This is a genomic window from Chryseobacterium sp. JV558, from assembly GCF_033712365.1.
Taxonomy (GTDB): domain Bacteria; phylum Bacteroidota; class Bacteroidia; order Flavobacteriales; family Weeksellaceae; genus Chryseobacterium.
Window position 1 is genome coordinate 1 of record NZ_WJHU01000003.1, and the last position, 24,983, is coordinate 24,983.

21 protein-coding genes and 1 riboswitch are annotated in these 24,983 nt (G+C 36.4%); of the genes, 3 read left to right on the forward strand and 18 right to left on the reverse strand.

All coding sequences use genetic code 11. From position 1 onward, the window contains the following. Positions 1 to 186: 186 nt before the first annotated feature. The 3 genes from cysS to folE all read right to left on the reverse strand — a co-directional run bounded on the left by cysS (position 187) and on the right by folE (position 2,881). Positions 187 to 1,653: a cysteine--tRNA ligase gene (cysS, locus tag GFU89_RS10925; RefSeq protein ID WP_318847171.1), complete on the reverse strand. Its 1,467-nt coding sequence runs from the start codon at positions 1,651 to 1,653 to the stop codon at positions 187 to 189. A gap of 124 nt (positions 1,654 to 1,777) precedes the next feature. Next, positions 1,778 to 2,209: a DinB family protein gene (locus GFU89_RS10930; RefSeq protein ID WP_318847172.1), complete on the reverse strand. Its 432-nt coding sequence runs from the start codon at positions 2,207 to 2,209 to the stop codon at positions 1,778 to 1,780. 3 nt (positions 2,210 to 2,212) lie between these two features. Beyond that, complete coding sequence (gene folE / locus GFU89_RS10935) at positions 2,213 to 2,881, reverse strand: GTP cyclohydrolase I FolE (protein ID WP_318847173.1); 669 nt, start codon at positions 2,879 to 2,881, stop codon at positions 2,213 to 2,215. Between the two features lie 101 nt (positions 2,882 to 2,982). Between folE and GFU89_RS10940 the strand changes: the two genes are divergently transcribed. Next, positions 2,983 to 4,134 carry a hypothetical protein gene (locus tag GFU89_RS10940; RefSeq protein ID WP_318847174.1) on the forward strand — a complete coding sequence of 384 codons (1,152 nt, stop codon included), beginning with the start codon at positions 2,983 to 2,985 and terminating at the stop codon, positions 4,132 to 4,134. A 51-nt stretch (positions 4,135 to 4,185) separates the two neighbouring features. On the opposite strand, the gene metF is transcribed toward GFU89_RS10940, so the two are convergent. The 7 genes from metF to GFU89_RS10975 all read right to left on the reverse strand — a co-directional run bounded on the left by metF (position 4,186) and on the right by GFU89_RS10975 (position 13,830). Further along, the gene (gene metF / locus GFU89_RS10945; RefSeq protein ID WP_318847175.1) at positions 4,186 to 5,145 is read right to left on the reverse strand and encodes a methylenetetrahydrofolate reductase [NAD(P)H]; all 960 of its coding nucleotides are present in this window, start codon (positions 5,143 to 5,145) and stop codon (positions 4,186 to 4,188) included. A gap of 7 nt (positions 5,146 to 5,152) precedes the next feature. Further along, positions 5,153 to 7,813, reverse strand: a complete 2,661-nt coding sequence (metH, locus tag GFU89_RS10950) for a methionine synthase (RefSeq protein ID WP_318847176.1) — start codon at positions 7,811 to 7,813, stop codon at positions 5,153 to 5,155. Positions 7,814 to 7,818: 5 nt separating this feature from the next. Further along, complete coding sequence (locus GFU89_RS10955; RefSeq protein ID WP_318847177.1) at positions 7,819 to 8,910, reverse strand: fatty acid desaturase family protein; 1,092 nt, start codon at positions 8,908 to 8,910, stop codon at positions 7,819 to 7,821. Between the two features lie 83 nt (positions 8,911 to 8,993). Beyond that, complete coding sequence (locus GFU89_RS10960; RefSeq protein WP_318847178.1) at positions 8,994 to 10,004, reverse strand: homocysteine S-methyltransferase family protein; 1,011 nt, start codon at positions 10,002 to 10,004, stop codon at positions 8,994 to 8,996. A 70-nt stretch (positions 10,005 to 10,074) separates the two neighbouring features. Further along, positions 10,075 to 11,235, reverse strand: a complete 1,161-nt coding sequence (locus GFU89_RS10965; RefSeq protein ID WP_318847179.1) for an O-succinylhomoserine sulfhydrylase — start codon at positions 11,233 to 11,235, stop codon at positions 10,075 to 10,077. Positions 11,236 to 11,347: 112 nt separating this feature from the next. Beyond that, entirely contained in the window at positions 11,348 to 12,886 is a 1,539-nt protein-coding gene (locus tag GFU89_RS10970) for an ACT domain-containing protein (protein WP_318847180.1), read from the reverse strand. Next, complete coding sequence (locus GFU89_RS10975) at positions 12,886 to 13,830, reverse strand: alpha/beta fold hydrolase (protein WP_318847181.1); 945 nt, start codon at positions 13,828 to 13,830, stop codon at positions 12,886 to 12,888. The genes GFU89_RS10970 and GFU89_RS10975 overlap by 1 nt, the downstream gene beginning before the upstream one ends. Positions 13,831 to 13,896: 66 nt before the next feature. Next, positions 13,897 to 14,003: riboswitch (SAM riboswitch) on the reverse strand. A gap of 188 nt (positions 14,004 to 14,191) precedes the next feature. On the opposite strand from GFU89_RS10975, the gene GFU89_RS10980 reads away from it, so the two are divergent. Beyond that, positions 14,192 to 16,807, forward strand: coding sequence for an MGH1-like glycoside hydrolase domain-containing protein (locus tag GFU89_RS10980; RefSeq protein ID WP_318847182.1), 2,616 nt, complete (start codon positions 14,192 to 14,194; stop codon positions 16,805 to 16,807). 71 nt (positions 16,808 to 16,878) lie between these two features. Here GFU89_RS10980 and GFU89_RS10985 read toward each other — a convergent pair whose 3' ends face one another. The 8 genes from GFU89_RS10985 to GFU89_RS11020 all read right to left on the reverse strand — a co-directional run bounded on the left by GFU89_RS10985 (position 16,879) and on the right by GFU89_RS11020 (position 24,178). After that, positions 16,879 to 17,298, reverse strand: a complete 420-nt coding sequence (locus GFU89_RS10985; RefSeq protein ID WP_047376627.1) for an OsmC family protein — start codon at positions 17,296 to 17,298, stop codon at positions 16,879 to 16,881. A 28-nt stretch (positions 17,299 to 17,326) separates the two neighbouring features. Beyond that, positions 17,327 to 18,649, reverse strand: a complete 1,323-nt coding sequence (locus GFU89_RS10990) for a DUF58 domain-containing protein (protein WP_318847183.1) — start codon at positions 18,647 to 18,649, stop codon at positions 17,327 to 17,329. Between the two features lie 72 nt (positions 18,650 to 18,721). Continuing rightward, positions 18,722 to 19,072, reverse strand: coding sequence for a four helix bundle protein (locus tag GFU89_RS10995; RefSeq protein WP_318847184.1), 351 nt, complete (start codon positions 19,070 to 19,072; stop codon positions 18,722 to 18,724). Between the two features lie 71 nt (positions 19,073 to 19,143). After that, a complete protein-coding gene (locus GFU89_RS11000) occupies positions 19,144 to 20,175 on the reverse strand; it encodes a MoxR family ATPase (protein WP_318847185.1) in 1,032 nt (343 codons plus the stop codon). Between the two features lie 120 nt (positions 20,176 to 20,295). After that, positions 20,296 to 21,453: a hypothetical protein gene (locus GFU89_RS11005; RefSeq protein ID WP_318847186.1), complete on the reverse strand. Its 1,158-nt coding sequence runs from the start codon at positions 21,451 to 21,453 to the stop codon at positions 20,296 to 20,298. 11 nt (positions 21,454 to 21,464) lie between these two features. Further along, positions 21,465 to 22,256: a DUF4129 domain-containing protein gene (locus GFU89_RS11010; protein WP_318847187.1), complete on the reverse strand. Its 792-nt coding sequence runs from the start codon at positions 22,254 to 22,256 to the stop codon at positions 21,465 to 21,467. Continuing rightward, positions 22,249 to 23,211 carry a DUF4013 domain-containing protein gene (locus GFU89_RS11015; protein WP_318847188.1) on the reverse strand — a complete coding sequence of 321 codons (963 nt, stop codon included), beginning with the start codon at positions 23,209 to 23,211 and terminating at the stop codon, positions 22,249 to 22,251. Before GFU89_RS11015 ends, GFU89_RS11010 begins: the two co-directional genes overlap by 8 nt. Next, on the reverse strand, positions 23,195 to 24,178 hold the full coding sequence (locus GFU89_RS11020; RefSeq protein ID WP_318847189.1) for a stage II sporulation protein M: 984 nt from the start codon (positions 24,176 to 24,178) through the stop codon (positions 23,195 to 23,197). Before GFU89_RS11020 ends, GFU89_RS11015 begins: the two co-directional genes overlap by 17 nt. A 28-nt stretch (positions 24,179 to 24,206) precedes the next feature. Here GFU89_RS11020 and GFU89_RS11025 point away from each other — a divergent pair, with 28 nt between their 5' ends. Beyond that, positions 24,207 to 24,956: an RDD family protein gene (locus GFU89_RS11025; RefSeq protein ID WP_318847190.1), complete on the forward strand. Its 750-nt coding sequence runs from the start codon at positions 24,207 to 24,209 to the stop codon at positions 24,954 to 24,956. Positions 24,957 to 24,983: the final 27 nt, after the last annotated feature.

A 24,983-nucleotide genomic window follows, 5' to 3' on the forward strand; every position in this document is an offset into this window, starting at 1 on the left:
ATGGGTTTGAGCGAAGGAAAGCAGGGCGTGAGGAGTATGAATGGATAGCAGGTAAAAGCTCCTGAAAAATATTCGTGTACATACTATATATGAAGGTATGTTTTCAAAGGTGGGCAAAAAAAACATTCCGTAAGAATCCTAAGTATGAGACTCCTACGGAATGGGTATAAAACGAAGTTATATTTTCTAGTTCAGAACGTATGATGTTCCGTCTCTTCCGTCTTTTAATTCGATTCCTTCTGCAAGCAGTTTGTCTCTGATCTGATCTGAAAGGTCGAAATTCTTGGATTTTCTTGCCTGATTTCTCAATTCGATCAAAACTTTTAAAGTTTGGTCAAGCTTTTCATTATTATTTTCTTCTACAGTCTGTAATCCCAGAACGTCAAAGATAAACGCATTCAAGGTTGATTTCAAATCTTCAAGATCTTCTGTTGAGATTGTTTCTTTCTCATCGTTTAAAGCGAAGATATATTTCACGGCCTCAAATAGGTGTGCAATCAGGATTGGAGAATTGAAATCATCTGTTAAAGCTTCATATGCTTTATCTTTCCATTCTTTCAGAATGAAACCGGATTGTCTGGTATCATCAGGAGTGATTGAGTTCAACACTTTTACGGCTTCCATCAATCTGATGAATCCTTTTTCACTGGCCATCATGGCATCGTTTGAAATATCCAGAACACTTCTGTAATGTGCCTGCAGGAAGCAGAAACGTACAATTGAAGGATGGAAAGGTTTTTCAAAGAAGTCATTATCACCAGTAACCAGCTGCATTGGAAGGATATAATTTCCTGTAGATTTGCTCATACGCTGAGAATTCATCGTCAACATATTGGCGTGCATCCAGTAATTTACCGGTGCTGCATCATTGCAAGCTTTCCCTTGTGCAATTTCACATTCGTGGTGAGGGAATTTAAGATCCATTCCTCCTCCATGAATATCAAATGTTTCCCCTAAATACTTCGTACTCATTGCAGTACATTCAAGATGCCATCCCGGGAATCCTTCTCCCCAAGGAGAATTCCATCTCATGATGTGAGCTGGAGAAGCTTTTTTCCACAATGCAAAATCCTGTGGATTTTTCTTTTCGCCCTGTCCGTCAAGGTCTCTGGTATTAGCGAAAAGTTCTTCTATGTTACGTTTTGAAAGTTCGCCATAATTCAATCCTCTTTTATTGTATTCTAATACATCGAAGTAAACTGAACCGTTGCTTTCGTAAGCAAAGCCTCTTTCAATAAGTTTTTGAGTTAATTCGATCTGCTCTACGATATGTCCTGTAGCTGTAGGTTCGATATTGGGTGGCAAAAGATTGAACATCTCCAATACTTTGTGGAAATCTACTGTATATTTCTGTACAATTTCCATAGGCTCCAGTTTTTCAAGTCTGGTTTGCTTTACAAATCTGTCATTATCAACATTCCCATCATCGGTAAGGTGACCTGCGTCTGTAATATTTCTTACATATCTCACTTTATACCCTAAATGCGTTAGAGTACGGTAGATAAAATCGAAGGAAAGGAAAGTTCTTACGTTTCCTAAATGCACATTGCTGTAGACTGTAGGTCCGCAGACATACATGCCGACATTTCCGTCTAAAATAGGTTTGAATATTTCTTTTTCCGCTGTAAGGGAGTTATATATTTTTAATTGCATTTATTTTTAAGTTAAAAGATTTAATAGTTTTAAAGATTCAAAAATTAGTTAAAAAATAATTCTGTCACAACAAATAATTGTTGTGATAAAAATCTTATTTGAAACTTTTTTAAATTTTATCATATTAAATCGCTTTTAAATGATGCTGTAAATGATCTACATAATCATTGATAATAAACTCCAATGTAAAAACCTGAGGTTCCGTTTTGGTTGTATCGCAGGTTCTCTGTAATGCTTCATCAGGGATATTTTCCACTACATGAACAATCTGATAGTTCAAAGACTTCCACAGATCAATAAGTTCCGAAGTAGGAACAATCTGATAGTTCTGAGCTTTTACCCAGATATTCTGATCATATACGATATTTTCGTTCTCTTTATACTGAATGACAACAAATCTACGAATATTTGTAAAAGCGCTGTCACAAAGATGTCCTATAATTTCTTTTTTAGACCATTTTTCCGGAGAGCTTCTGTATGACCATTCTTCTTCAGGGATATTTTGAAATCTCTGAAGCTCGGCATCAATAATATTTTTAAGGATTTGGTAATTCATTGTTTAGTAATCCAGTTTTGCGTGGCTTCCTACGTAATGCAGGAATTCCTGTCTTGTAATAGGGTTTGTTCTGAAAATACCACTTAATTCTGCAGTAATGGTAGAACTTGCTGTATCTTTTATTCCTCTGCAGTTTACACAAAGGTGTTTTGCATCAATAATGCAGGCTACGTCTTTTGTTCCCAAAGCTTCTTTCAAAGCATCCACAATCTGCATTGTAAGTCTTTCCTGAACCTGTGGTCTTTTCGCGTAGTAATCTACAACCCTGTTAATTTTTGAAAGACCTATTACTTCCCCGTTAGAAATATAAGCAATATGGGCTCTTCCTATTATGGGTAAGAAGTGGTGTTCGCAGAAAGAATATACCGTAATATCTTTTTCCACCAACATCTGGCGGTATTTGTATTTATTGGAGAAAGTGGAAATTCCTGGTTTATTTTCAGGAAGAAGTCCTCCGAAAATCTCGTTCACATACATCTTGGCAACACGTTTGGGAGAATCTTTCAGAGAATCATCTGTCATGTCCATTCCCAATGTTTCCATAATTTCACCAAAAAGCTCAGTAATTTTTTCTATTTTTTCCTGTGGCGATTTATCAAAAGCATCTTTCCTTATAGGTGTATGTTCTTTTCCAGTGAAAATATCATCGTCGTTATCAGTAAAATCAACCATTTTTATTTAATTTGCAGCAAAAATACGGATAATATCTATTTCTCTATTTCAAATAAGATAAAAAACATTATCTTTTATAGCCATTTCTGATTAAAAAGCCTATGATTATTGTCGAAGAAGTACAAAACCAACTCCATAAAAGGGAATTTCTTGAATTTCCGACACAGCTTTATCAACGCGACAAAAATTACATCCGCCCTTTAGATAAGCATATTGAAGAGATTTTTGATCCTGAAAAGAATAAATTTTTTAAAAACGGAGAGTGTAAAAGATTTCTGTTTAAAAAAAATGATAAAACGGTTGGTAAAGTAGCTGTTTTTATCAACGATTGTTATGAACAAAAACAACCTACCGGAGGAATTGGTTTTTTCGATTGTATTAATGATCAGGAAACTGCCAATTTTATTTTTGACCATTGTAAAAACTGGCTTCAGGAAAAAGGAATGGAGGCAATGGACGGTCCTATCAATTTTGGGGAAAGGGACAAATTCTGGGGACTTCTAATTGAAGGTTTTATTGAGCCTTTATTTGGAATGAATTATAACTTTCCTTATTACAAAGATCTTTTTGAAAATTATGGGTTTCAGATTTATTTTGAACAGCTTTGTTTTACCAGACCTATCTTTGCGGAAGTTTCAAGGATCTTTAAAATTGCCCACGAAAAGAACAGAAGAAATCCTGCAATTTCTGCGCAACCCATGAAAAAGAACAATCTGGCCAAGTTTGCAAAGGATTTTACTGAGGTTTACAATAAAGCATGGGCTTGCCATGGGGAAGGAAAACATCTGGAAGAAGCCAAAGTTCTGAAAATGTTCAATACGATGAAACCTATCATCAATGAGCATATCTCCTGGTTTGTATACGAAAATGAACAACCGATTGCCATGTGGATCAATATTCCGGACCTCAACCAGTGGTTTAAATATTTGAATGGAAAATTTGGAGCTTTTGAAAAACTCAAGTTCTTGTTTTTAAAACGATTTAAGAAGAATGAGAAAATGATAGGGCTTGTTTTCGGTGTGGTTCCAGAATGGCAGAAGAAAGGAATTGATGGATATATGATCTGGGAAGGAACCCAGCATTTGAGAAAGCACACAGATTTTAAGATTACAGAACTACAGTGGATTGGTGATTTTAATCCTAAAATGATCAAGATTGCAGAAACGCTGGATACTGCAGTAACTCGAAAACTGGCTACTTACCGATATTTGTTTGATCGAGATAAAGAGTTTGAAAGACATCCCATCCTATAAAATAAACCCCTGCCTTTTAAAGCAGGGGTTCCTTCATTTTTGGTACTTTTATTAGAATAGCTCACCCGCTATTTTTTTTATGTTGTCACTCTTCCCCATTGAGTAAAAATGCAGAACAGGGACTCCAAAATCCAGCAGTTCTTTGCATTGAGCAATTGCCCATTCTACTCCGATCTGCTTCACAGCTTCATTATTCTTTGCATTTTCCACTTCATTGATCAGTTCTTCGGGAAGATCTATTTTGAATACCTGTGGCAGTATTTTCAAATGTTTCTTTGTAGCAATGGGTTTAATCCCTGGAATGATAGGAACTGTAATTCCCATTTCTCTTGCTTTCTGAACGAATTCTATGTACTTTTTATTGTCATAAAACATTTGAGTAACGATATAATCTGCTCCAGCATCTACTTTTTGTTTCAGCCACTTCAGATCATAATTCATGGAAGGAGCTTCCATATGTTTTTCCGGATATCCAGCAACACCAATGCAGAACTTATTAAGCTCATCACAAACCTGTTCCTCATTGTGAAGGTATCTTCCTCTTCCCAGATTATTGATCTGATCTACAAGATCCATAGCACTTGCATGTCCTCCCTGAGTAGGCTCAAAATACTGATGACCTTTCATAGCATCTCCTCTTAGCGCCATTACATTATCGATCCCGAGGTACATACAGTCTACCAGCAGATATTCTGTTTCTTCTTTGGTGAAACCACCGCAAAGAAGGTGTGGAACAGTATCTACATTGTATTTATGTTGAATAGCAGCACAAATTCCTAAAGTTCCCGGACGCATTCTTGTAATACGACGTTCCATCAATCCATTTCCTTTATCCAGATAGATGTATTCTTCTCTGGATGTTGTAACATCAATGAAAGGCGGTTTGAATTCCATCAACGGATCTATATTCGTATACAGGTCTTCAATCCCGATTCCTTTCTGTGGCGGAACAACTTCTAAGGAGAATAAAGTTTTTCCATTTGCATTTTTAATGTGTTCTGTTATCTTCATATCAATTTTAATCTGCTAAATTTGGTGACAACCATTTTCTCGCTTCCTGGATGCTACAACCTCTTCTTGCTGCATAATCTTTAAGCTGGTCTTCTGTAATTTTTCCTAATCCGAAATATTTGGCATGCGGGCTTCCGAAATAATATCCGGAAACAGATGCTGTTGGGAACATGGCAAGGCTTTCTGTAAGGAAAACGCCAGTATTTTCTTCTACTTTTAAAAGATCCCAGATTGTTTTCTTTTCCAAATGGTCAGGGCAAGCTGGATAACCTGGTGCCGGACGGACTCCTTTGTATTTTTCAGCAATAAGTTCTTCATTGCTTAAACTTTCCTGATTGGCGTAGCCCCAATATTCTGTTCTGACTTTTTTGTGTAAGAATTCGGCATAGGCTTCTGCAAAACGGTCTGCCAAAGCTTTCACCATGATGGAATTGTAGTCATCATTAGCCTTTTCATACTCGCTAGATAGTTCATCGGTACCAAATCCTGTTGTTACACAGAAAGCACCCACATAATCGGTCTTTCCTGAGCTTTGAGGAGCGATGAAATCACTTAGAGCTAAATAGTCTTTTCCTTTTGATCTCTGCGCCTGCTGTCTTAAGGTTAAAAACTTCGCCTGTTCTTTATTATTTTCATCAAAAATTAAGATATCATCAGATTCATTGGAATTGGCTTTAAAGATTCCGAAGATGGCTTTTGCTGTCAACAGTTTCTCATCCAGAATTCTCTTTAGAATAACCTGAGCATCTTTGAATAATTCTTTAGCCTGAGCCCCTACCACCTCATCTTCTAAGATATTCGGATATTTCCCGTGAAGATCCCAGCTTCTGAAAAATGGTGACCAGTCGATGAAAGGAAGAAGTTCATTCAGATCCTGATTTTCGATTACTTTTATTCCTATCGTATTCGGAGTGAAGATCTCTTCGTTTTCCCAATCGATTTTAAAATGATTTTCTCTTGCCTCTTCAATAGATACATAATCTTTATCTACCTGTCTGTTCAGAAACTTCTCTCTGAAATCGGAATAGTCATTCTTTAAATCCGAAACATATTCTTTATTTCTGTCACCCAATAATGAACTTACGACGTTTACAGCTCGTGAGGCATCGTTCACGTGAACTACAGCATTTTTATATTTTAAATCGATTTTCACTGCCGTATGTGCTTTTGAAGTTGTAGCACCTCCAATGAGCAGTGGGAAATCAAGATTTTGTCTTTCTAATTCTGAAGCGATATATACCATTTCATCCAAGCTTGGTGTAATCAATCCGCTTAATCCTATAACATCTACTTTTTCAGCAATAGCGGTCTGGATAATCTTTTCAGCCGGAACCATTACTCCAAGGTCAACAATTTCATAATTGTTACAGCCCAAAACGACACTCACAATATTTTTACCAATATCATGAACATCTCCTTTTACTGTCGCCATTAAGATTTTCCCATTAGCAGGTCTTGCCCCGTCTTTTTCTGCTTCAATGAAAGGCTGTAGATAAGCCACCGCTTTTTTCATTACCCTTGCAGACTTTACTACCTGCGGAAGGAACATTTTCCCACTTCCAAATAAATCTCCCACAACTCCCATCCCTGTCATCAGGTTAATTTCGATGACATGAAGTGGTCTTGCCGCTGATTGTCTTGCTTCTTCTACATCTTCTTCAATAAAGCGGTCAATACCTTTTACCAATGCATAGGTAATTCTTTCCTGTAATGGATTGTTTCTCCACTCTAAGTCTTCGGTCTTTTCTTTTTTTACCGATTTGTGTTTTTCTGAATAATCAAGAAGTCTTTCTGTAGCATCTTCTCTTTTATCAAGTATTACGTCTTCTACCAGCCCCAGAAGTTCTTTATTGATTTCATCATAAACCTCCAGCATTGCAGGGTTTACAATACCAATATTCATTCCTGCCTGAATGGCGTGGTAAAGAAAAACAGAGTGCATTGCTTCTCTCACGGTATCATTTCCGCGGAAAGAGAATGAAACATTGCTCACTCCTCCACTCACGGATGCATACGGAAGATTTTGTCTTACCCAGCGCGTTGCTTCAATAAAGTCGATGGCATTTCTTCTGTGTTCATCCATTCCTGTTGCCACCGGAAAGATATTTAAGTCGAAAATGATATCTTCTGCCGGAAAGCCAAGCTGGTTAACTAAAATATCATAAGAACGTTTTGAAATTTCAATTCTTCGGTCAAAACTATCAGCCTGCCCTACCTCATCAAATGCCATTACAATAACTGCGGCTCCGTATCTTTTAATGGCTTTAGCATGTTTAATAAATTCGTCCTCACCTTCTTTCAAACTGATAGAATTCACTACACATTTTCCCTGAGCCACCTGAAGACCTGCTTCCAGGATTTCCCATTTGGAAGAATCTACCATGATTGGGATTCTTGCAATATCCGGTTCGGAGGCAATTAAGTTCAGGAATTTGATCATGGATGCTTTTCCATCAATCAATCCATCATCAAAGTTAACATCCAGAATCTGGGCACCTCCTTCTACCTGATGGCGGGCAATATCCAATGCTTCAGAGAACTTTTCCTCTTTGATCAGTCTTAAAAATTTTTTGGAACCGGCAACATTAGTCCTTTCACCAACATTGATGAAATTACTCTCCGGGGTTATGATAAGAGGCTCAAGGCCTGATAATCTTAAATACTTCATCGATTTTATTCTTCTAAAATATAGTAGGCATTATTTGCATTCTGCCTCAATAAATCTCTATGCTTGCTTAAAGCAGTCAACAGTGGAAATCTTTTATAGGCAAGATGATATTCTCTGGCAAATTTTTCAATCTCCTCTGTGATCTCATTGTAATACATATAACTGTAATTTGGAAATAGGTGATGGGCCACATGAAAATTGAAATTTCCCAGCATATTTCTTACCAACCAGTTATTTTCTTTTAAATCGTTCGTCACTTCAAACTGGTGACGAAGCCAGCTGAATGGAAGACCATTCTCTTTATTTAATTTTGGAAAAGCATTATCAGGAAGCGGATGTAAAGGCAGTAAAACAAACAATGCAAAAATGCTTGCTGAAATCACCTGTAAAAACCACGCTCCCAAAGCCAACCCTATTGATACTTTAAAGAACACAACAGGGATCGCAATCTGATAAAAAAAGTAGAACAGTTTATAACTTATCATTTTTACTTTTTCTTTAACAGGTATTTGTCCCTGAGTTTTTAAAATCACCCTTTCATTATCAAAGAAATCCCTAAAGTCTCTTATAAACATCCAGTTGAACAAATACAACGGATATACTAAAAAGAAAAACTTATCCTGATATTTCTGTACTCCTCTTGCCTTCACCCACGGTACGATTAAAAGCAGTCCGCTCTGTTCGATATCCGTGTCCCATCCATCCACATTCGGATAGGCATGATGGCTTGCGATATGTCTTTTCTTCCAGATATAGGAGTTGGCTCCTATAAAATCAAAAATGTGCAGAACTAAGCTATTCAGCCTTTTACTTTTATAGATGTTGTTGTGGGCAGCTTCATGGATTAGGTTTAAATAAATTAAAACCAAAGAAATCCCCATTAAAACATAACTCAGAATATAGACCCACTGCTTTTCGGCATTAAAAAGAGCCCCAAAATATAATCCCACGTAGACCAGTGGCAGAATAACCGCTTTGATCTGAATATAGATATCCCTGTTTTCAGGAATGGCTTCTACCCTTTGGTTCACTTTCTTTCTCAGCTCGTTAAATAACCTGATGTCCTCTGAATCTTTTAAGTAAATCGGCTTTTCCATTATATTAAGCTTTGTGGTTTATCTAAAGTTAATACTTATAATTCAGCCTTCATTCTTGATTTTAATTAAAAAAATCTATCAAATCAGACAAATTCTCTCAATTTTCTGGGTGGATATTTTTCCACCAAATCTGCAATCGCCTTTATATGCTCAGGAGTTGTTCCACAACATCCTCCGATAATATTGATCAATCCTTTTTCAACATATTCTTTGATCTGCCTTGCCATATCTTCAGGAGTTTCATCATATTTTCCAAAAGCATTCGGTAAGCCGGCATTCGGATATGCTGAAACAAAGAATTCTGAATTGTGAGCCAATGTTTCAAGATAAGGAGTCAGCTGATCTGCTCCCAATGCACAGTTGAAACCTACACTCAATAAATTCAGGTGGGAAACGGAAATCAGAAAAGCTTCCGCAGTCTGTCCGCTCAAAGTTCTTCCCGAAGCATCAGTAATAGTTCCTGATACCATGATTGGAATTTTGATTCCTCTTTCATCCTGCAGTTCATCAATGGCAAACAAAGCGGCTTTTGCATTCAGTGTATCAAAGATGGTTTCTACCAAAAGGATATCTGAACCTCCATCCAGCAAAGCTTCACATTGCTGTTTGTAAGCTACTCTCAATTCTTCAAAAGTAATGGCTCTGTATCCGGGATCATTCACATCAGGACTTAAACTCGCCGTTCTGTTTGTTGGCCCAATAGATCCTGCTACAAATCTTGGTTTATTTGGATTTTTTGCAGTGTATTCATCACAGGCTTTTCTTGCAATCTTCGCAGATTCATAGTTCAGGTCATATACCAAGTCTTCCATATGATAATCTGCCATCGCAATGGTAGTTCCTGAAAAGGTATTGGTTTCTATGATATCAGCACCTGCTTCCAGGTATTTCTTGTGAACTTCTTCAATGGCCTGAGGCTGCGTCAGGGAAAGAAGGTCATTATTTCCTTTTACCGGATGTTCCCAGTCTTTGAAACGCTCTCCACGGTAATCTTCTTCTTCAAACTTGTATCTCTGAAGCATCGTTCCCATAGCACCGTCAAGAATTAAAATTCTTTCGGATAGAGCTTTATATAATTGTTCTGAATTATTCATTTTGATATGTTTTGGCTAAAGCCGTTGGATATTTTGGTCTTCTGAACGGGCTTTAGCCGTTCTTATTGAATTAATCTAGAGCCTGTTTAAGATCTGCAATAATATCTTCCACATTTTCCAAACCTACTGAGCAGCGAACCAATCCTGCAGTAATCCCAACTTCATTTCTTTCTTCATCTGACAGTTTGGAGTGTGTAGTGGATGCCGGGTGAGTAACGATCGTTCTTGTATCACCCAGGTTAGCAGAAAGCGAACACATTTGTATCTTATCTAAAAAGTTTCTTCCTCCTTCTATTCCTCCTTTGATTTCAAATGCTACGATATTTCCTCCAAGCTTCATCTGCTTTTTGGCTACTTCATAACTCGGATGGGATTTAAGGAATGGATATTTTACTAAGTCTACGTTCGGATGGTTTTCTAAAAATTCGGCTACCTTCAATGCATTCTCACAATGCTTTTCTACACGAATTGCTAATGTTTCAAGGCTTTTTGATAATACCCATGCATTAAAAGGAGACAATGCAGGACCTGTATTTCTTGCGAAAAGATAAATTTCTCTGATCAGGTCTTCTTTTCCTACTGCTATTCCCCCTAAAACTCTTCCCTGTCCGTCAATCAATTTCGTTGCTGAGTGTACAACAATATCTGCACCATATTTGATGGGCTGCTGAAGATAAGGTGTTGCAAAACAATTATCTACAATGAAAATAAGATTATGTTTTTTTGCAATCTGTCCGAAAAACTCCAGATCCAGAATTTCAATAGCCGGATTGGTAGGCGTTTCAAGATATAAGATCTTTGTATTGGGCTTAATGTATTGTTCTACATTTTCTGCATCTCCCGCTTTAAAATAAGAGGTTTCAATATTCCATTTCGGGAAGTATTTGGTAAATAGTGTATGTGTGGATCCGAAAACTGACTGGCAGCTTACGATATGATCTCCGGCATTCAACAAAGCTGCAAATGTAGAATAGATGGCTGCCATCCCTGTTGCAAAAGCATATCCGGCTTCTGCACCTTCCATCTTTGCAATTTTGTCAGTAAACTCTGTCACATTGGGATTAGAGAAACGGCTATATAAATTTTTAGGTTTTTCTTCTGCAAAACTAGCTCTCATATCTTCTGCATCCTGAAATATAAAGCTGGAGGTAAGATACAATGGGGTGGAATGCTCGTCAAACTGACTTCTTTCAGTCTGGGTTCTTATTGCTGATGTTTCAAAATTTTCCATATAGTTTTAATTGGTCAATTTCACAGTGTAACCATCAGATTCTTCGCTATGCTCAGAATGACAATTGTCGTTAGGGTTACACTGCCAAATTGGTAGATTGTTACATTAAATATTATTTAGTTTCACTTACTCTTAAAATATCTCCGAATACACCTCTGGCTGTTACCTGTGCGCCTGCTCCGGCTCCCATGATAACGATAGGATTTTCACCATAGCTTTCTGTGTAAATCTCAAAGATTGAATCTGAACCTTTTAATTGTCCTAATGCTGAAGTTGCCGGAACTGAAATCAATTTCACATCCAATTCTCCTTTGTCCTGCTGTAGGTCACCGTGCAGATCACCCACATATCTCAATACATGCCCAGGTTCCTGATTTTCTTTAATTTTCTGATATTCTTCGTTAAGCTCCTCAAGTCTTGAAAGGAATTCTGATTTTGAAACCTCAAGTAAGCTTTCAGGAACCAGATTTTGAATCTTGATATCTCCGAATTCGTTGATTAGGTCTAATTCTCTGGCCAAAATCAATAATTTTCTTGCAACATCATTTCCGGATAGGTCTTCTCTTGGATCTGGTTCTGTATATCCTTTCTCCAAAGCTTCGTTGATGATGGTTGAAAATTTATCGTCCCTCAAAGAAAAATTGTTGAACACATAGCTTAATGTTCCAGAGAATACTCCTTTAATTCTTGTAATATTTTCTCCTGAAAGGTGTAATAATTTGATGGTATCAATTAATGGCAAACCCGCTCCTACATTGGTTTCGTACAGATAACGTCTGTTGTTTTTGCTCAACGTATATCTTAGTTTTCTGTACTCTTCAATTGGAAGGGTATTAAAAATCTTGTTTGAAGAAACCAGATCGAATCCGTTTTCTGCCAAAGCATGGTAATTCTTCACAAAATCCTTACTTGCCGTGTTATCCACAACGATAAGGTTTTCCAACTGGTTTTCGTTAGAGAAATTAATAAGTTCCTGAACACTTGAAGGATGCTCTGCTGTCAAAACCTCATCACTCCAATTCGCATCAAATCCTTTTTTGTTGAAGGCTATTTTCTTTGAATTGGCTACTGCTACGACTTTAAGGTCTATTTTTTTACGTCTTTTAATCTCTTCAGAAGATTCCAGTACCTGTTGTATCAAGGTCTTTCCTACATTTCCGTGTCCGATGATCGCCAGATGAACGGTCTTTGGCTTCTTGAAAATTTCAGATTCTATAATATTTTTTGTTTTTTCATCCTGCGAAGAAGTTACTACGATGTTTACTCTGTTTTCTCCTGCTACCTGATTCAGCAATAATGGGAAAACATTATTTCTAGCCAGTTCAGCAAAAACTTTATTGAAATCTTCTGCTACAAAACCAATCACAGAAACATTATTGATACTGTAGATCTGGGAAACTTTTCCAGATTTTCTTTCTGCTTCAAATTCATCGATAAGACAAGCGACTGCTTTTTCAGCATCATTTTCCTGAACCAGAATAGAAATTCCGTTTTCTATCGCCTGTTGAGAGATTACCCCCACACTGATACGCGCTAAAGTAAGCGCTTTAAAAATTCGTCCGTCAATCCCGATTTCTCCCAGGAAATCTTCTCCTTCAAATTTGACGATTGATCTGTTCTTCAAAAATTTTATTTCGTTAGCATTTTTCATTACTTCTGTAAAATATTTTTAATGATATTATTTAATTGTTGATATTCCATTAGGAAGGCATCATGCCCGTGTATAGATTGGATCTCGTGATAAGAAACATTCTTATTTTTCTCTTTTAAGTTTTCAAAACACATTCGGATTTCAGAAGCTGGAAAGAATAAGTCTGTATCTACGGAGATCATGTGCATTCGTGCTTCTATTTTCTCCAGTGCTGACTCATCAGCATTAATTTTCATCAGGAGATGATTCATCAGTTTGTATGCTTTTAAACTAAACCTTTCGTTTAATGCATTACCATGATAAACTAACCAGTCTTCTGATTCCAGGCGTTGTTTGTCCTGATTATATTGGTTTTGAAATCTATCGTTGAGTGATTGTGGAGTTCTATAACACAGCATCGCATGAATTCTCGCTTTCTGTAATGGTTCATCTTTATCATTCAATAAAAATTTTTGAACCAGACACTGAGCATGAAGCCAGTCGCGTGTTCTGTAATCACAGGCTATGGGGATAAATATTTCTGCAAGATCCGGCTGCTTGGCAAGCATTTCCCATGCAATTCCCCCTCCAAGAGAGCCTCCAATAATGGCATATATATTTTTGATATGTAAAGCTTCAAGTCCCTTCAGAAATATCATTGCGATATCTGAAGGCGTGAAGTCGTCATAATCTTCAATTAAAAAATCGTCATAACCGTTTCCGGGTATATTGAAACACAGAACTGTATATTGATCGGTATCAACAATCTGATTTTCTCCCACCAATTGTTTCCACCAGCCTTTTTCTCCGGATACCTCTGAGTTTCCGGTAAGTGCATGATTGATTAAAATGATGGGTGCTGTAAACAGATCCTTCCCAAAAAGCTGATAGCTTAACGGGATATTGTATTCCTTGTGGGAATTGGTTTGATACGAAAGATTAATATAGTTTAGTTCTGTTTTCAATTCTATTATATTTTTATACAAATACAATTGAAAATGCCACAGGAAATGGCTGAAAAGAACTTCAGTAAGTTATCTGTCCAAAATACTTTGGTAGAACGTAGCACCTTCTTTGCTTGCGCAAAGGGTTGCTAAGGTTTCATAGGGTCTAATCCCTCAACCTTTCTTGATAACATTTTCAATATTTAAATGAACGAATGGTGCAAAGGTAGTGCTTTTCTTTTAATTTCAAAAAAAAATTATTTTAATATTTAAAAAAGCCATTAAATACAAGTGTTTCAAGGCCATATTAATAATTATTCAGATGAAAAAAATTGGAATTATTTTTCAAAAAAACTAACTTCGTATGGAAAAATGATGAGATATGACCGCTGAAAAAGAAAGATTACAAGATACCAAATGGAAAAACTGGGGCCCTTATGTAAGCAACCGGCAGTGGGGAAATGTACGTGAAGATTACAGTACAAACGGGAATGCCTGGGATTTTACCAATCATAATAACGCTGAAAGTTATACTTACCGCTGGGGCGAAGAAGGCATCGCTGGAATTTCTGATGTAAAACAGTTATTCTGCTTTGCTTTTTCATTTTGGAACAGGAAAGATAAAATGGTAAAAGAACGGTTCTTTGGATTGAGCAACCCTCAGGGAAATCATGGTGAAGACATTAAAGAAATCTTTTATTATCTGGATAATACACCTACTCACAGCTATATGAAAATGGTGTATAAATATCCGATCAACGAGTTTCCTTATGATGAACTTCTTGCTGAAAATGGAAGACGCAGTAAAAAGGAACCGGAATATGAGATTTTCGATACCGGAATTTTTGACAATGATGAATATTTTGATATTTTCATTGAATACTGTAAAGCTGATCACAACGATATTCTGGCCAGAGTAACGGTCTGCAACCGAAGTCAGCATGATGCACCCATTATAGTAGCGCCTACTGCCTGGTTCAGAAACAACTGGAAATGGGGTTACAATACCTATAAGGGAGAAATGCATGCTTCTCATGACGGAAGTATCAACATTGGGCATGACAGCATTTCGATCAAAAAATTCTATTCCCGAAATTCAAAAGCACAAAGTGTATTTTGTGACAATGAAACCAACACATCCCGACTTTACGGAACTCCTAAAACGGAGAGCACGTATTTCAAAGATGGTATTAATCATTTTATTATTGATCAGAGAGATACTGTAAATCCTGAAAAAAAGGGAACAAAAGCTTCTTTTCTGATTGATGAAGTTGTAGGAGCGGGAGAATCTAAAGTTTTTGAATTCAGATTATGTCCTGATGAGACGGATGAACCTTTTGAAAATTTTGATACTATTTTCAGTACACGACAAGCGGAAGCGGAAGAGTTTTATAACGATATTCAGAATGATACGGTAAATGAAGATGAGAGAAATGTTCAGCGACAGGCTTTTGCGGGACTTCTCTGGAATAAACAATTTTACCACTACAATATCGGAAAATGGCTGAAAGGTGATCCCAATTTTGAAGCTCCGAGAAATTTCAATGAGTATGTAAGAAATACGGAATGGAATCATCTTCACAATAAGGATATTATTTCTATGCCTGATAAATGGGAGTATCCATGGTATGCTACCTGGGATCTGGCATTTCACTGTGTCCCTTTTTCTATTATCGATGCAGAGTTTGCCAAAGGACAGCTTTTATTGCTTACGAAAGAATGGTATATGCATCCCAACGGGCAACTTCCTGCCTATGAATGGAATATGAGTGATGTGAATCCGCCTGTACATGCATGGTCTTGCTTCCGTGTTTTTAAAATTGATGAAAAAAATAATGGAAAACCGGATTTATTATTTTTAGAAAAAGTATTTCAAAAGCTGCTGCTGAATTTTACATGGTGGGTGAACAGAAAGGATAAAAACGGTAAAAATATTTTCGGAGGAGGCTTCCTGGGTCTCGATAACATCGGAGCTTTTGACCGGAATATGGTTTTAAAGGACGGTCAGCATCTTGAACAGGCAGATGGAACAAGCTGGATGGCCATGTATGCGTTGAATATGATGCGTATCGCCATGGAACTTGCCCAATATTATCAGGTGTATGAAGATATGGCGATCAAATTTTTTGAACATTATCTTTATATCGCCGAGGCTATGGAAAACCTGGGTGAGGGAACGAAAGGATTATGGAACGAGGAAGACGGTTTCTTCTATGATGTATTGCAGCTTGGAAACGGAGATAGTGTTTCTTTAAGATTAAGAAGCATTGTAGGTTTGATTCCTATGTTTGCTGTGGAGATCGTAGACCATCGTTTACTGGAAAAGATGCCGAATTTCAGAAGCAGAATGGAATGGATCTTAAAAAATAAGCCGGAACTGACCAAACTTGTCTCTCACTGGGATGAGGAAGGACACGGAAGAAAACACCTTATGAGTATTCTCCGCAAAAACAGACTGACAAAAGTTTTATCCAGAATGCTTGATGAAAATGAGTTTCTAAGTTCTTACGGAATCCGGGCAATGTCTAAAGTATATGAGGAAAATCCCTTTGTATTCTCCGTACATGGTAATGAAAATATGGTCTATTATACGCCTGCAGAAAGTGACAGCCGGATGTTTGGCGGAAACAGTAACTGGCGAGGACCGATCTGGTTTCCTATCAACTTCCTGATTGTGGAAAGCCTGCAGCGTTTTCATTATTATTATGGAAATAGTCTGAAAGTAGAACTTCCAACGGGAAGCGGCGATAAAAGAAACCTTGATGAAGTAGCTCAAAATATCAGCAAAAGACTTTGTTCTCTATTTTTAAAGGATGAACATGGGCAGCGGGCTTTCAATGGAGGTAATCCAAAATTTAATTATGATGAGCATTTCAGAGATTATATTACGTTCTTTGAATATTTCCATGGAGATAATGGCCGTGGTGTAGGCGCTTCCCATCAGACAGGATGGACTGCCACTGTGGCGAAACTAATAAAACCAAGACTTACCTTTTAATGAGTAATAGGTAATGAATAATACAAAAGCCGGATGAATCATCCGGCTTTTTCTATTTTTAAAATAAGAGATTAAATTTTTTCTCCGTTCACATAGACTTCGTATCCAATTTCTACATTCGGTTCTAAGGTCTTTGATACAGAGCAGTATTTTTCAAAAGAAAGTTCTGCTGCTTTCTGTGCTTTTTTAGGATCAATTTCTCCTTCTAAAAGGAACTTAACGTTAATTGATTTAAAAGGTTTTGCATCATCTACCTGTACTCTTTCTCCTTCAACCTCTGCCTGAAAGCCTGTAATGTTCTGACGCTGCTTCTTTAAAATAGAAACCACATCAATTCCGCTGCAACCAGCGACTGCCATCAGTACACTTTCCATTGGAGACACTCCTTTTGCTCCCGGCTGGGAAGTATTATCCAAAAGAATAGAATTTCCCTGAGCGTTTGTACATTCAAATAAAAAATCGTCGTTTATTCTGTTAAGTGTAATTTTCATTGCTTATTTGCTTATTGCTTCTGCAAAGTTATAAAATTCCTCTCGCTTTTATCTCCAGATATTTATTGATAACATCAATATTCAAATTTTCCGGAAGCGTATATACGGTATAGATTCCATATTTGCGGAGTTCCTGAATGATCAGTTTCTTTTCAAATTCAAATTTTTCAGCAATGATCTCATCATATATTTCCTGCATATTTTCAGGATTTTTGTTGATCAGCGTCTGCAGCTCTGAATTTTTAAAAAATACAACGACCAGCAAATGATTTTTAGCAATACCACGAAGATATTTCAGCTGTCGGTTGAGTCCGTCCAGTGTTTCAAAGTTCGTGAAAAGCAGAATTAAACTTCTTTGATTGATGGAATATTTCACATCCTGATACAAACGGTTGAAGTCACTTTCGAAGAAATCTGTTTTAATATTATAAAGTGCTTCAGATATTTTTTTCAGCTGGCCGGATTTGTTATCGGCAGCAATTTTATTTTCAGCTTTTTTAGAAAAAGTCATCATACCGGCCCTGTCTCCTTTTCTCAAAATAATATGAGACAGCGCCATTGTTGCATTGATCGAGTAATCCAGCAGACTTAATCCGTTGAAAGGCATTTTCATGGTTCTCCCTTTATCAATCAGCATAAAGATACGTTGTGACTTTTCATCCTGAAACTGGTTGACCATCAAACGGTTTGTCTTCGATGTCGCTTTCCAGTTGATCGTTCTGATATCATCTCCAGGTACATATTCTTTGATCTGCTCAAACTCCATGGTGTGTCCCAGCTTTCTTACTCTTTTGATTCCTCCTAATAAAAATTCACTCTGAATCGCCATCAGTTCATATTTTCTGAGATGGATAAAGGACGGATAAGAAGGCAGCATAGCATCTTTCTGGAAAGTGAACCTCTTTGAGATCAATCCCAGTGGTGAAGAGGCATAAATATTAAGTCCTCCGAAATGATACTCACCTCTTTCTTTAGGCTCTAATGAATATTGGAAGAATGTATTTGCTCCTGAAGCAATCTGTTTTTCAATCAGAAAATCTCTTTTCTGAAACTGGAACGGAATTTCATCAATAATCTTAGTGATGATGCTAAAGCTGTAATTATTCTTGATATCAATTTTCACAAAATTCTCATCTCCATTGGACAATTTTTCCGGTAAAATTCGCTGAACCTGTAACGCATTCTTTTGGTTAAAAATCAACAGAAAATCTACCATTGCAGTCAGAAAACAGATCAACAGTGCAATATGGGCTACCCACATCAGCACCGGAAAGAAAAATGCCAGAACATACAGAATCCCCACTCCGATGAGCGCAAAAAAGAAACGTGTATTGATGTATAAGTTTTTCATTATTTAGGTTGCAGGTTGCAGACTCTAGGTTTTAGTTTATGTGGGCGTTTATTAGTTTTTTCACAATCATTACTATTGCAGTGAATTAATTAATCCGTTTAACATTTTGGATATTTCTATAATTTCTTGATTTAATTTCGAATAATCATCTTCATTTAAAAAATTAAGATTTTTGGAAATTATTAATTGAGTTTCTACTTCTGCACAACTGCCTCTTGATATTTTTAAAAACTGCAGATAATCAGGTTTGCTTCTTCTCGAATTTCCCTCGGCAATATTGGATGGTATAGAAACAGCAGCTCTTATTATTTGTGATATTAATCCGTAGATTTCGGTTTTGGGAAAAGTTTCAGTAATCCTATATATTTCAGTAACAAAATCAATAGACTTTTGCCAAACTATAAGTTCTTTAAAATTTGCCATTTGTAATATTTTGTACTTTAATTAAATTAGAGCTCTTCATCAGCTACTACCTGCCACCTATTAACTACTACCTATCTTGGAATCTCTATTCCTTCTAAAATCTGACGGATAATTTCATCTGCGGTAAGACCTTCCATTTCTCTTTCGGGAGATACAATGACTCTGTGTCTTAAAACAGCATAACTTGCTTCTTTAATATCTTCCGGAGTTACAAAGTCTCTTCCTCTTAGAGCCGCAAATGCCTTTGAAGCTGTAAGAAGCGCCAATGAAGCTCTTGGTGAAGCGCCCAGATATAAGAATTGGTTTTCTCTTGTATTGATGATAATTTTAGCAATATATTCCATCAACTGGGCTTCCACAATGATTTCTTTTACCAGATGCTGGTAGCTTTTCAGCTGCTGTGCAGTGATCACACGGTTGATCCCTTCTGTTTTATCTTCTTTTTTACTTTCGTGCTGATTTTTAATAATCGCGATTTCCTGCTCAAGATTAGGATATCCTACATTGATTTTGAATAAGAAACGGTCCAGCTGAGCCTCCGGAAGCCTGTACGTGCCTTCATGTTCTATGGGGTTTTGTGTAGCAATAACAAGGAAGGGTTCTTCCAAAACATAACGCGTCCCATCCATGGTAATCTGTCTTTCTTCCATGACTTCAAATAATGCAGACTGTGTCTTTGCGGGTGATCTGTTGATCTCATCAATCAGGATGAAGTTGGAGAAAATAGGTCCTTTTTTAAATTCAAATTCTGAATTTTTCACATTGAATATGGATGTTCCCAAAATATCGGAAGGCATCAGATCTGGTGTAAACTGAATTCTGCTGAACCCTACGTCAATTGTCTTGGCCAGCAATTTTGCAGTAATTGTTTTGGCTACTCCGGGAACTCCTTCAATCAGGACGTGCCCGTTTGAAAGTAATGCAGCCAAAAGATGTTCAATCATTTTCTCCTGCCCTACAATTACTTTTCCGATCTCAGATTTTACTTTCTCTAAGCTTGCCCGAAGCTCAATCATATCTATTCTCGACTGAAACTGCTCTTCCTGTTTATTAAGATTTATAGAGCTTTGGTTTTCTATATTTGGGTTATCAAAGTTTTCCATAATAAATTTTAATTTATCAATCTAACAATGGGTGGCTATCTAATAATCATATCTCTTCCTGGGAAAAGTCGTTATCAGCATTGGTAACCTGTTACATTGTTGTATTATTATATTGTTGTATTATTTAAATATTTCATCAAGAAGCTTATTAATCCTCGTAAGATCTTCCTTCATTACACTGGCATAAGGATCCTGAGCTTTTTTGACAAGCGTTATTGCTTCATTGATCATCTCCATGGTTTTCCCGGTTTTCAGCTGTAATTTTTTTGCAAATTCTTCATCTAAATTCTGGGTGTCTATCAAAAGATCCATTCTCACTTTGTTAAGAAAATACTGGGCTTTCTTTGCCATCATATCATGAAAATCACCTTCCTGAAGATACAGATTTCCAATACTTTTCACAAAATCCAGGGAAGTATTCCTTAGTGGCTCTGTTACCGGTACTATTCTCTGTTTTCTTTTGGCATTAAAGAAAATAAAAAGGACAAGTCCACCCAAAAACACCCACCACGCATACTTTAAAGCCGGATTTGATAATATAAATCTCATGAAGAAGCGTGATGTTGAACTTTTGTTTGATACAAACCAAAGAGTTTCTCTATCCGGAAGATATGAAAATACATCCTGTGCATATTTTACGTTCCCAGGTTTCAGAAGATAATAATTGGTCAGAAAAAGAGGTTCAGTATGAGCATAGATATATCCTTTCCCAAACTTCACCTTGATAAAGTTGGCCTGATCGGTATTCTTTTTTTCCACCGTTTTCCCAAGGACTTCAACTTTAGGTTTAATAAATGAAAATCCTCTTCCTGACGGAAATTTATCTAATTTAATAAAATCATTCTGATATTTTTTATCGGTAAGCTTCAGCACATTTTCCTCTTCAAAAGAAATTTCGGAATCATAATATCCAATACTGTCTGAAATTTCTTTCGGCATTTGGACCACCATCAAAAATGCATCTGAACCATTAGAAACCTCAGTCAGGATTTTATTCCAGGACTCCTTGTCAAGATTATTTTCAATAACGACAATATTGTGAGGGTTCTTTTTATGCTGGCTATAATATTCATAGGGAACCTGCTCAATCTTCTTCAGATTATTTTTAAAAAGATTTTTAGCTTCATTATTAAAAACAAACAAACCGAACGGAGACTTTTCATTGATATCAAAATTCTTACGCCAGTCTGTAGTTTCTTTTTTGTTAACTTCAAGCAATGCCAGAATAATCATCACAATGATGAAAATTACAGCATATGTTTTGAAAGTTTTATTCATGGTTACTATTGTTATGGTTTAAATGCCTGATACTGATTTTTAAATTTCTGATAGTTCTGTTCTTCAATACTGAACTCTCCATACCAGACATAATCAAAAATATAAGACAGATTAGAGAATTCACTTTTCAGATGAGGAGCTTTCAGCTCTGTGGCATAATCTTTATTCGTCTTTTCCGGATTCCAGTTGATCAGTTTTTTATCGCTCAGTTTTTTAAGAATAAACAGGAACTGATAACGAACTGCCGAACGGTAATCTCCCGCATGTTCAAATTTTGCAATACTTTCAGGAAAATTGATTTCATGGATATTCTCATGAAGTTCCTGCACGTTGAGATCCAGCTTTTTATTCTTTTTGCCAAAAAGAAAGTTTCCGTCTTTTCCCATGACATATTTAATGATAAAATACAACAGAAAACCGACAAGAATAATCGCAAACAGACGGATAAGAATTGTTGTAAATTCTCCTGACTTACTCAATGTTGTTTCCCCAAAAAGGCTCTGTATAATCTGATTGAGTTTCCGCATCAGCTTTTGAAAGAAAGATTCTCTTGGTTTTGATACGGAATAGTCAAATTCGTTTCCTTTATATCTTGAGGGAATATTTTCTTTGAATGTTTTAGGATAAACCTCGTTCTCCGATACCGGATTTTTCATCAACACAGAATCTGCACGCAGCATATTTTTGTAATGTCCGGTTGTATACAGAGAATCTCCCAGATATTCATCAGCAGAATTATCATCCTGAGCCTGAACCAGCCCAAGGGAGAGAAAAAGCAGTATGAAAAGGAATAGTTTATTCATTGATTCCGATAGTGTCTATTTCTGCAAGTTCTACTTTCTGGTGAAGATCTGTTCTGCTGTCATAATACATCAATCCGGCATTCACATACATCAGGTTTGACAGAAAAAATGAAATCAGCATTGAAATTCCATAGAATACAAAAAACAGAATTCCTATAGTTCCGGTAAAAGGGTTTTGCTCAAAATTTCCGCTCGGTGTAGACGTAAGAAGCGATCCATAAAAAAATATCATCGGAATAAATGTGAATATAGATGTTATCATATAAATAATAATAAACATCACAAATGCCGATCCCCAATATTTCCAGTACGGAGATTTTTCACTCCCGTTCGGATATGAAAACTGTGAACGTAAAGCATAACTCAAACTTCCCCAGAAACCTCTTTCCGAATTAAAATAATCATACATCAGAAAGGTAGTAAAATTAAATATCGTTGGATAAAGAAGCAGTATCAGGAACAATCCAATAACAATAAAGATAAGGATATAAGAAAATCCTACCACAAATAAAATCGCTGGTGTGACGATAAAGATCATTCCAAGACACAGCTTAGCAATTCTACCTGCATTTCTTTTAAAATCATTCAGAATTTCATCAGCCTTTATCTTTTCTGCCCCTTCTGCAATTCTTTTTAAATAAAAAACAGGGTACAGGTAATTGACAATCATCAAAATCATGAAAAGTAGGAAAGTCAATAATCCTACTGTAATTAGCATTCCGGCATTATCCGAAAAGTACTGCTCAAAATAATACGTTTCTCCGCCAAGATTAGATCCGAATATCTGAGAAAAAAGTTCTTTATATCCGAAAATCAAAACAGTAACCATCAGGATCAATAGCAGTCCATTGATTAGAATATAGTTTTTAAAATAATTCTTCCCATATAATTTGAAGAAATTAAAACTATCGCTGATAAAGGTTCCAAAATCTCTTTTTTTATAAAATTGTATCATTGATCAGTTTATTAGTTTTTTTGTAGACAACAGACGGATATACAAAATAGTAAAATCCTATAATTGCCAGTGAGCCAAAAATAATGACCAGGTTCATAAACAAAGGCATCTTCAAAGCGTGTCTTGTAACATAACCTTCTATAATCCCTGCACAAACAGTGAAAGGTATTGTACTTAGAAATATTTTAAATGAATCTTTAAATCCTTTTTTAAAAGAATTAAATCTTGAAAACGTTCTCGGAAATAAAATAGAAGCTCCCAGGATCAGTCCGCACATCGCTTCCACCACCATCGCAAAAATCTCAAAAACTCCGTGAAGCCATATTCCTCTCGCACTATCTTTCAGTGCTCCGTAATCATAGAAAAAATATTGGAAAGCCCCCAGCATCACACTGTTGGAAAGCAATGCGAATAATGTTCCCACTCCTCCGGCAATTCCGTAAATATACAATTTCGCTCCTACCTGAATATTATTAAAAATAATCCCAATTGTACTTCCCCATGTGCTGCCACTCTGATAAACTCCTACAGCATTATTATTTTTAATATTTTCCATTGTTTCATTCACATAGCCCTCACCCAGAATAATATTAACAAAGTCTTTATCATAAATGGCAGAAAGTACTCCTATTGAAGTAAACAAAATGAAAAAGAGAAAAGCATACATCAGATATCTCCTGTACTGATACATCAGCAATGGAACTTCAGTTTTGAAAAAATAAACCAGCCTGTTCTCCTCTACCCTTTTTGTTTTATAGATCTTTTGAAAAATCTGGGCAGACAGATGGTTCAGGTAAACTGTGGTGTTACTTTTGGGATAATAAGTCTGGGCAAAAGAAAGATCATTGATCAGGTTAATATACAACGAAGACAGGTCATCAGGATTTTTTTTAATTTTCCCTTGAATAACCTGTTCTATTCCCAACCATTTTTCTTTATTTTGTTTAATGAAATAAACTTCTCTCATAATTGTTAAGGCTAAAATAATAAAAAATATGTCTCAAATTGCGATAAATACCTCACAAAATGTAAATATTAATTTTAATATTGCAGGCGTAGGAGAAAGGATGCTTGCCTTCATTATTGATCTTCTGATCAGGATAGCCTATGTGGTGATTATCCTGTATTTGTTCTTCAATATTTTCGACTTGGGATATTTATTAGATGGCCTCGATGAATGGTCTATAAGAGCTGTATATCTTATCCTTACTTTTCCTATTTATATTTATCCGCTTGTTTTGGAAAGCTTGATGGAAGGCCAGACACCCGGTAAAAAACTGATGAAAATCAAAGTGGTAAAGATTGACGGTTACCAGGCCAGTTTTGCGGACTATATGATCCGCTGGGTTTTCAGAATTGTTGATGTATCATTTGCCGGGGTGGTAGGACTTATCTCTATGATTATTTCTAAAAATAACCAGCGTTTAGGTGACATTGCTTCAGGAACTGCGGTCATTTCTTTAAAAAACAACATCAACATTTCTCACACCATTCTGGAGAATATCCACGAAGATTATATTCCTTCTTTTCCTCAGGTTATTGCGTTGAGTGATAATGACATGAGAATCATCAAAGACAATTACACCAAAGCGTTGAAAGTAGACGACCGCCAGATCATCAGTAAGCTGTCTGAGAAAATTAAAAGTATTCTGAAACTGGAAATTGATGCCACTAAAATGACAGAAAGACAGTTTATCAATGTTGTTATTAAAGATTACAACTACTATACGGGAAAAGACAATTAGTAATATCAATGGTCAATTTTGCTTCGC

Bases quoted from the DNA above. Each gene is read 5' to 3' on its own strand.
- GFU89_RS10990 (WP_318847183.1), bottom strand. From the start codon at position 18,649: ATGAAAAACTTATACATCAATACACGTTTCTTTTTTGCGCTCATCGGA.
- GFU89_RS10965 (WP_318847179.1), bottom strand. From the start codon at position 11,235: ATGGAAAATTTTGAAACATCAGCAATAAGAACCCAGACTGAAAGAAGT.
- GFU89_RS10960 (WP_318847178.1), bottom strand. From the start codon at position 10,004: ATGAATAATTCAGAACAATTATATAAAGCTCTATCCGAAAGAATTTTA.
- metF (WP_318847175.1), bottom strand. From the start codon at position 5,145: ATGAAGATAACAGAACACATTAAAAATGCAAATGGAAAAACTTTATTC.
- GFU89_RS11025 (WP_318847190.1), top strand. From the start codon at position 24,207: ATGTCTCAAATTGCGATAAATACCTCACAAAATGTAAATATTAATTTT.
- folE (WP_318847173.1), bottom strand. From the start codon at position 2,881: ATGGTTGATTTTACTGATAACGACGATGATATTTTCACTGGAAAAGAA.
- GFU89_RS10940 (WP_318847174.1), top strand. From the start codon at position 2,983: ATGATTATTGTCGAAGAAGTACAAAACCAACTCCATAAAAGGGAATTT.
- GFU89_RS11000 (WP_318847185.1), bottom strand. From the start codon at position 20,175: ATGGAAAACTTTGATAACCCAAATATAGAAAACCAAAGCTCTATAAAT.
- cysS (WP_318847171.1), bottom strand. From the start codon at position 1,653: ATGCAATTAAAAATATATAACTCCCTTACAGCGGAAAAAGAAATATTC.
- metH (WP_318847176.1), bottom strand. From the start codon at position 7,813: ATGAAGTATTTAAGATTATCAGGCCTTGAGCCTCTTATCATAACCCCG.
- GFU89_RS10930 (WP_318847172.1), bottom strand. From the start codon at position 2,209: ATGAATTACCAAATCCTTAAAAATATTATTGATGCCGAGCTTCAGAGA.
- GFU89_RS10995 (WP_318847184.1), bottom strand. From the start codon at position 19,072: ATGGCAAATTTTAAAGAACTTATAGTTTGGCAAAAGTCTATTGATTTT.
- GFU89_RS10980 (WP_318847182.1), top strand. From the start codon at position 14,192: ATGACCGCTGAAAAAGAAAGATTACAAGATACCAAATGGAAAAACTGG.
- GFU89_RS10985 (WP_047376627.1), bottom strand. From the start codon at position 17,298: ATGAAAATTACACTTAACAGAATAAACGACGATTTTTTATTTGAATGT.
- GFU89_RS11010 (WP_318847187.1), bottom strand. From the start codon at position 22,256: ATGAATAAACTATTCCTTTTCATACTGCTTTTTCTCTCCCTTGGGCTG.
- GFU89_RS10955 (WP_318847177.1), bottom strand. From the start codon at position 8,910: ATGGAAAAGCCGATTTACTTAAAAGATTCAGAGGACATCAGGTTATTT.
- GFU89_RS11020 (WP_318847189.1), bottom strand. From the start codon at position 24,178: ATGAGAGAAGTTTATTTCATTAAACAAAATAAAGAAAAATGGTTGGGA.
- GFU89_RS11005 (WP_318847186.1), bottom strand. From the start codon at position 21,453: ATGAATAAAACTTTCAAAACATATGCTGTAATTTTCATCATTGTGATG.
- GFU89_RS10970 (WP_318847180.1), bottom strand. From the start codon at position 12,886: ATGAAAAATGCTAACGAAATAAAATTTTTGAAGAACAGATCAATCGTC.
- GFU89_RS11015 (WP_318847188.1), bottom strand. From the start codon at position 23,211: ATGATACAATTTTATAAAAAAAGAGATTTTGGAACCTTTATCAGCGAT.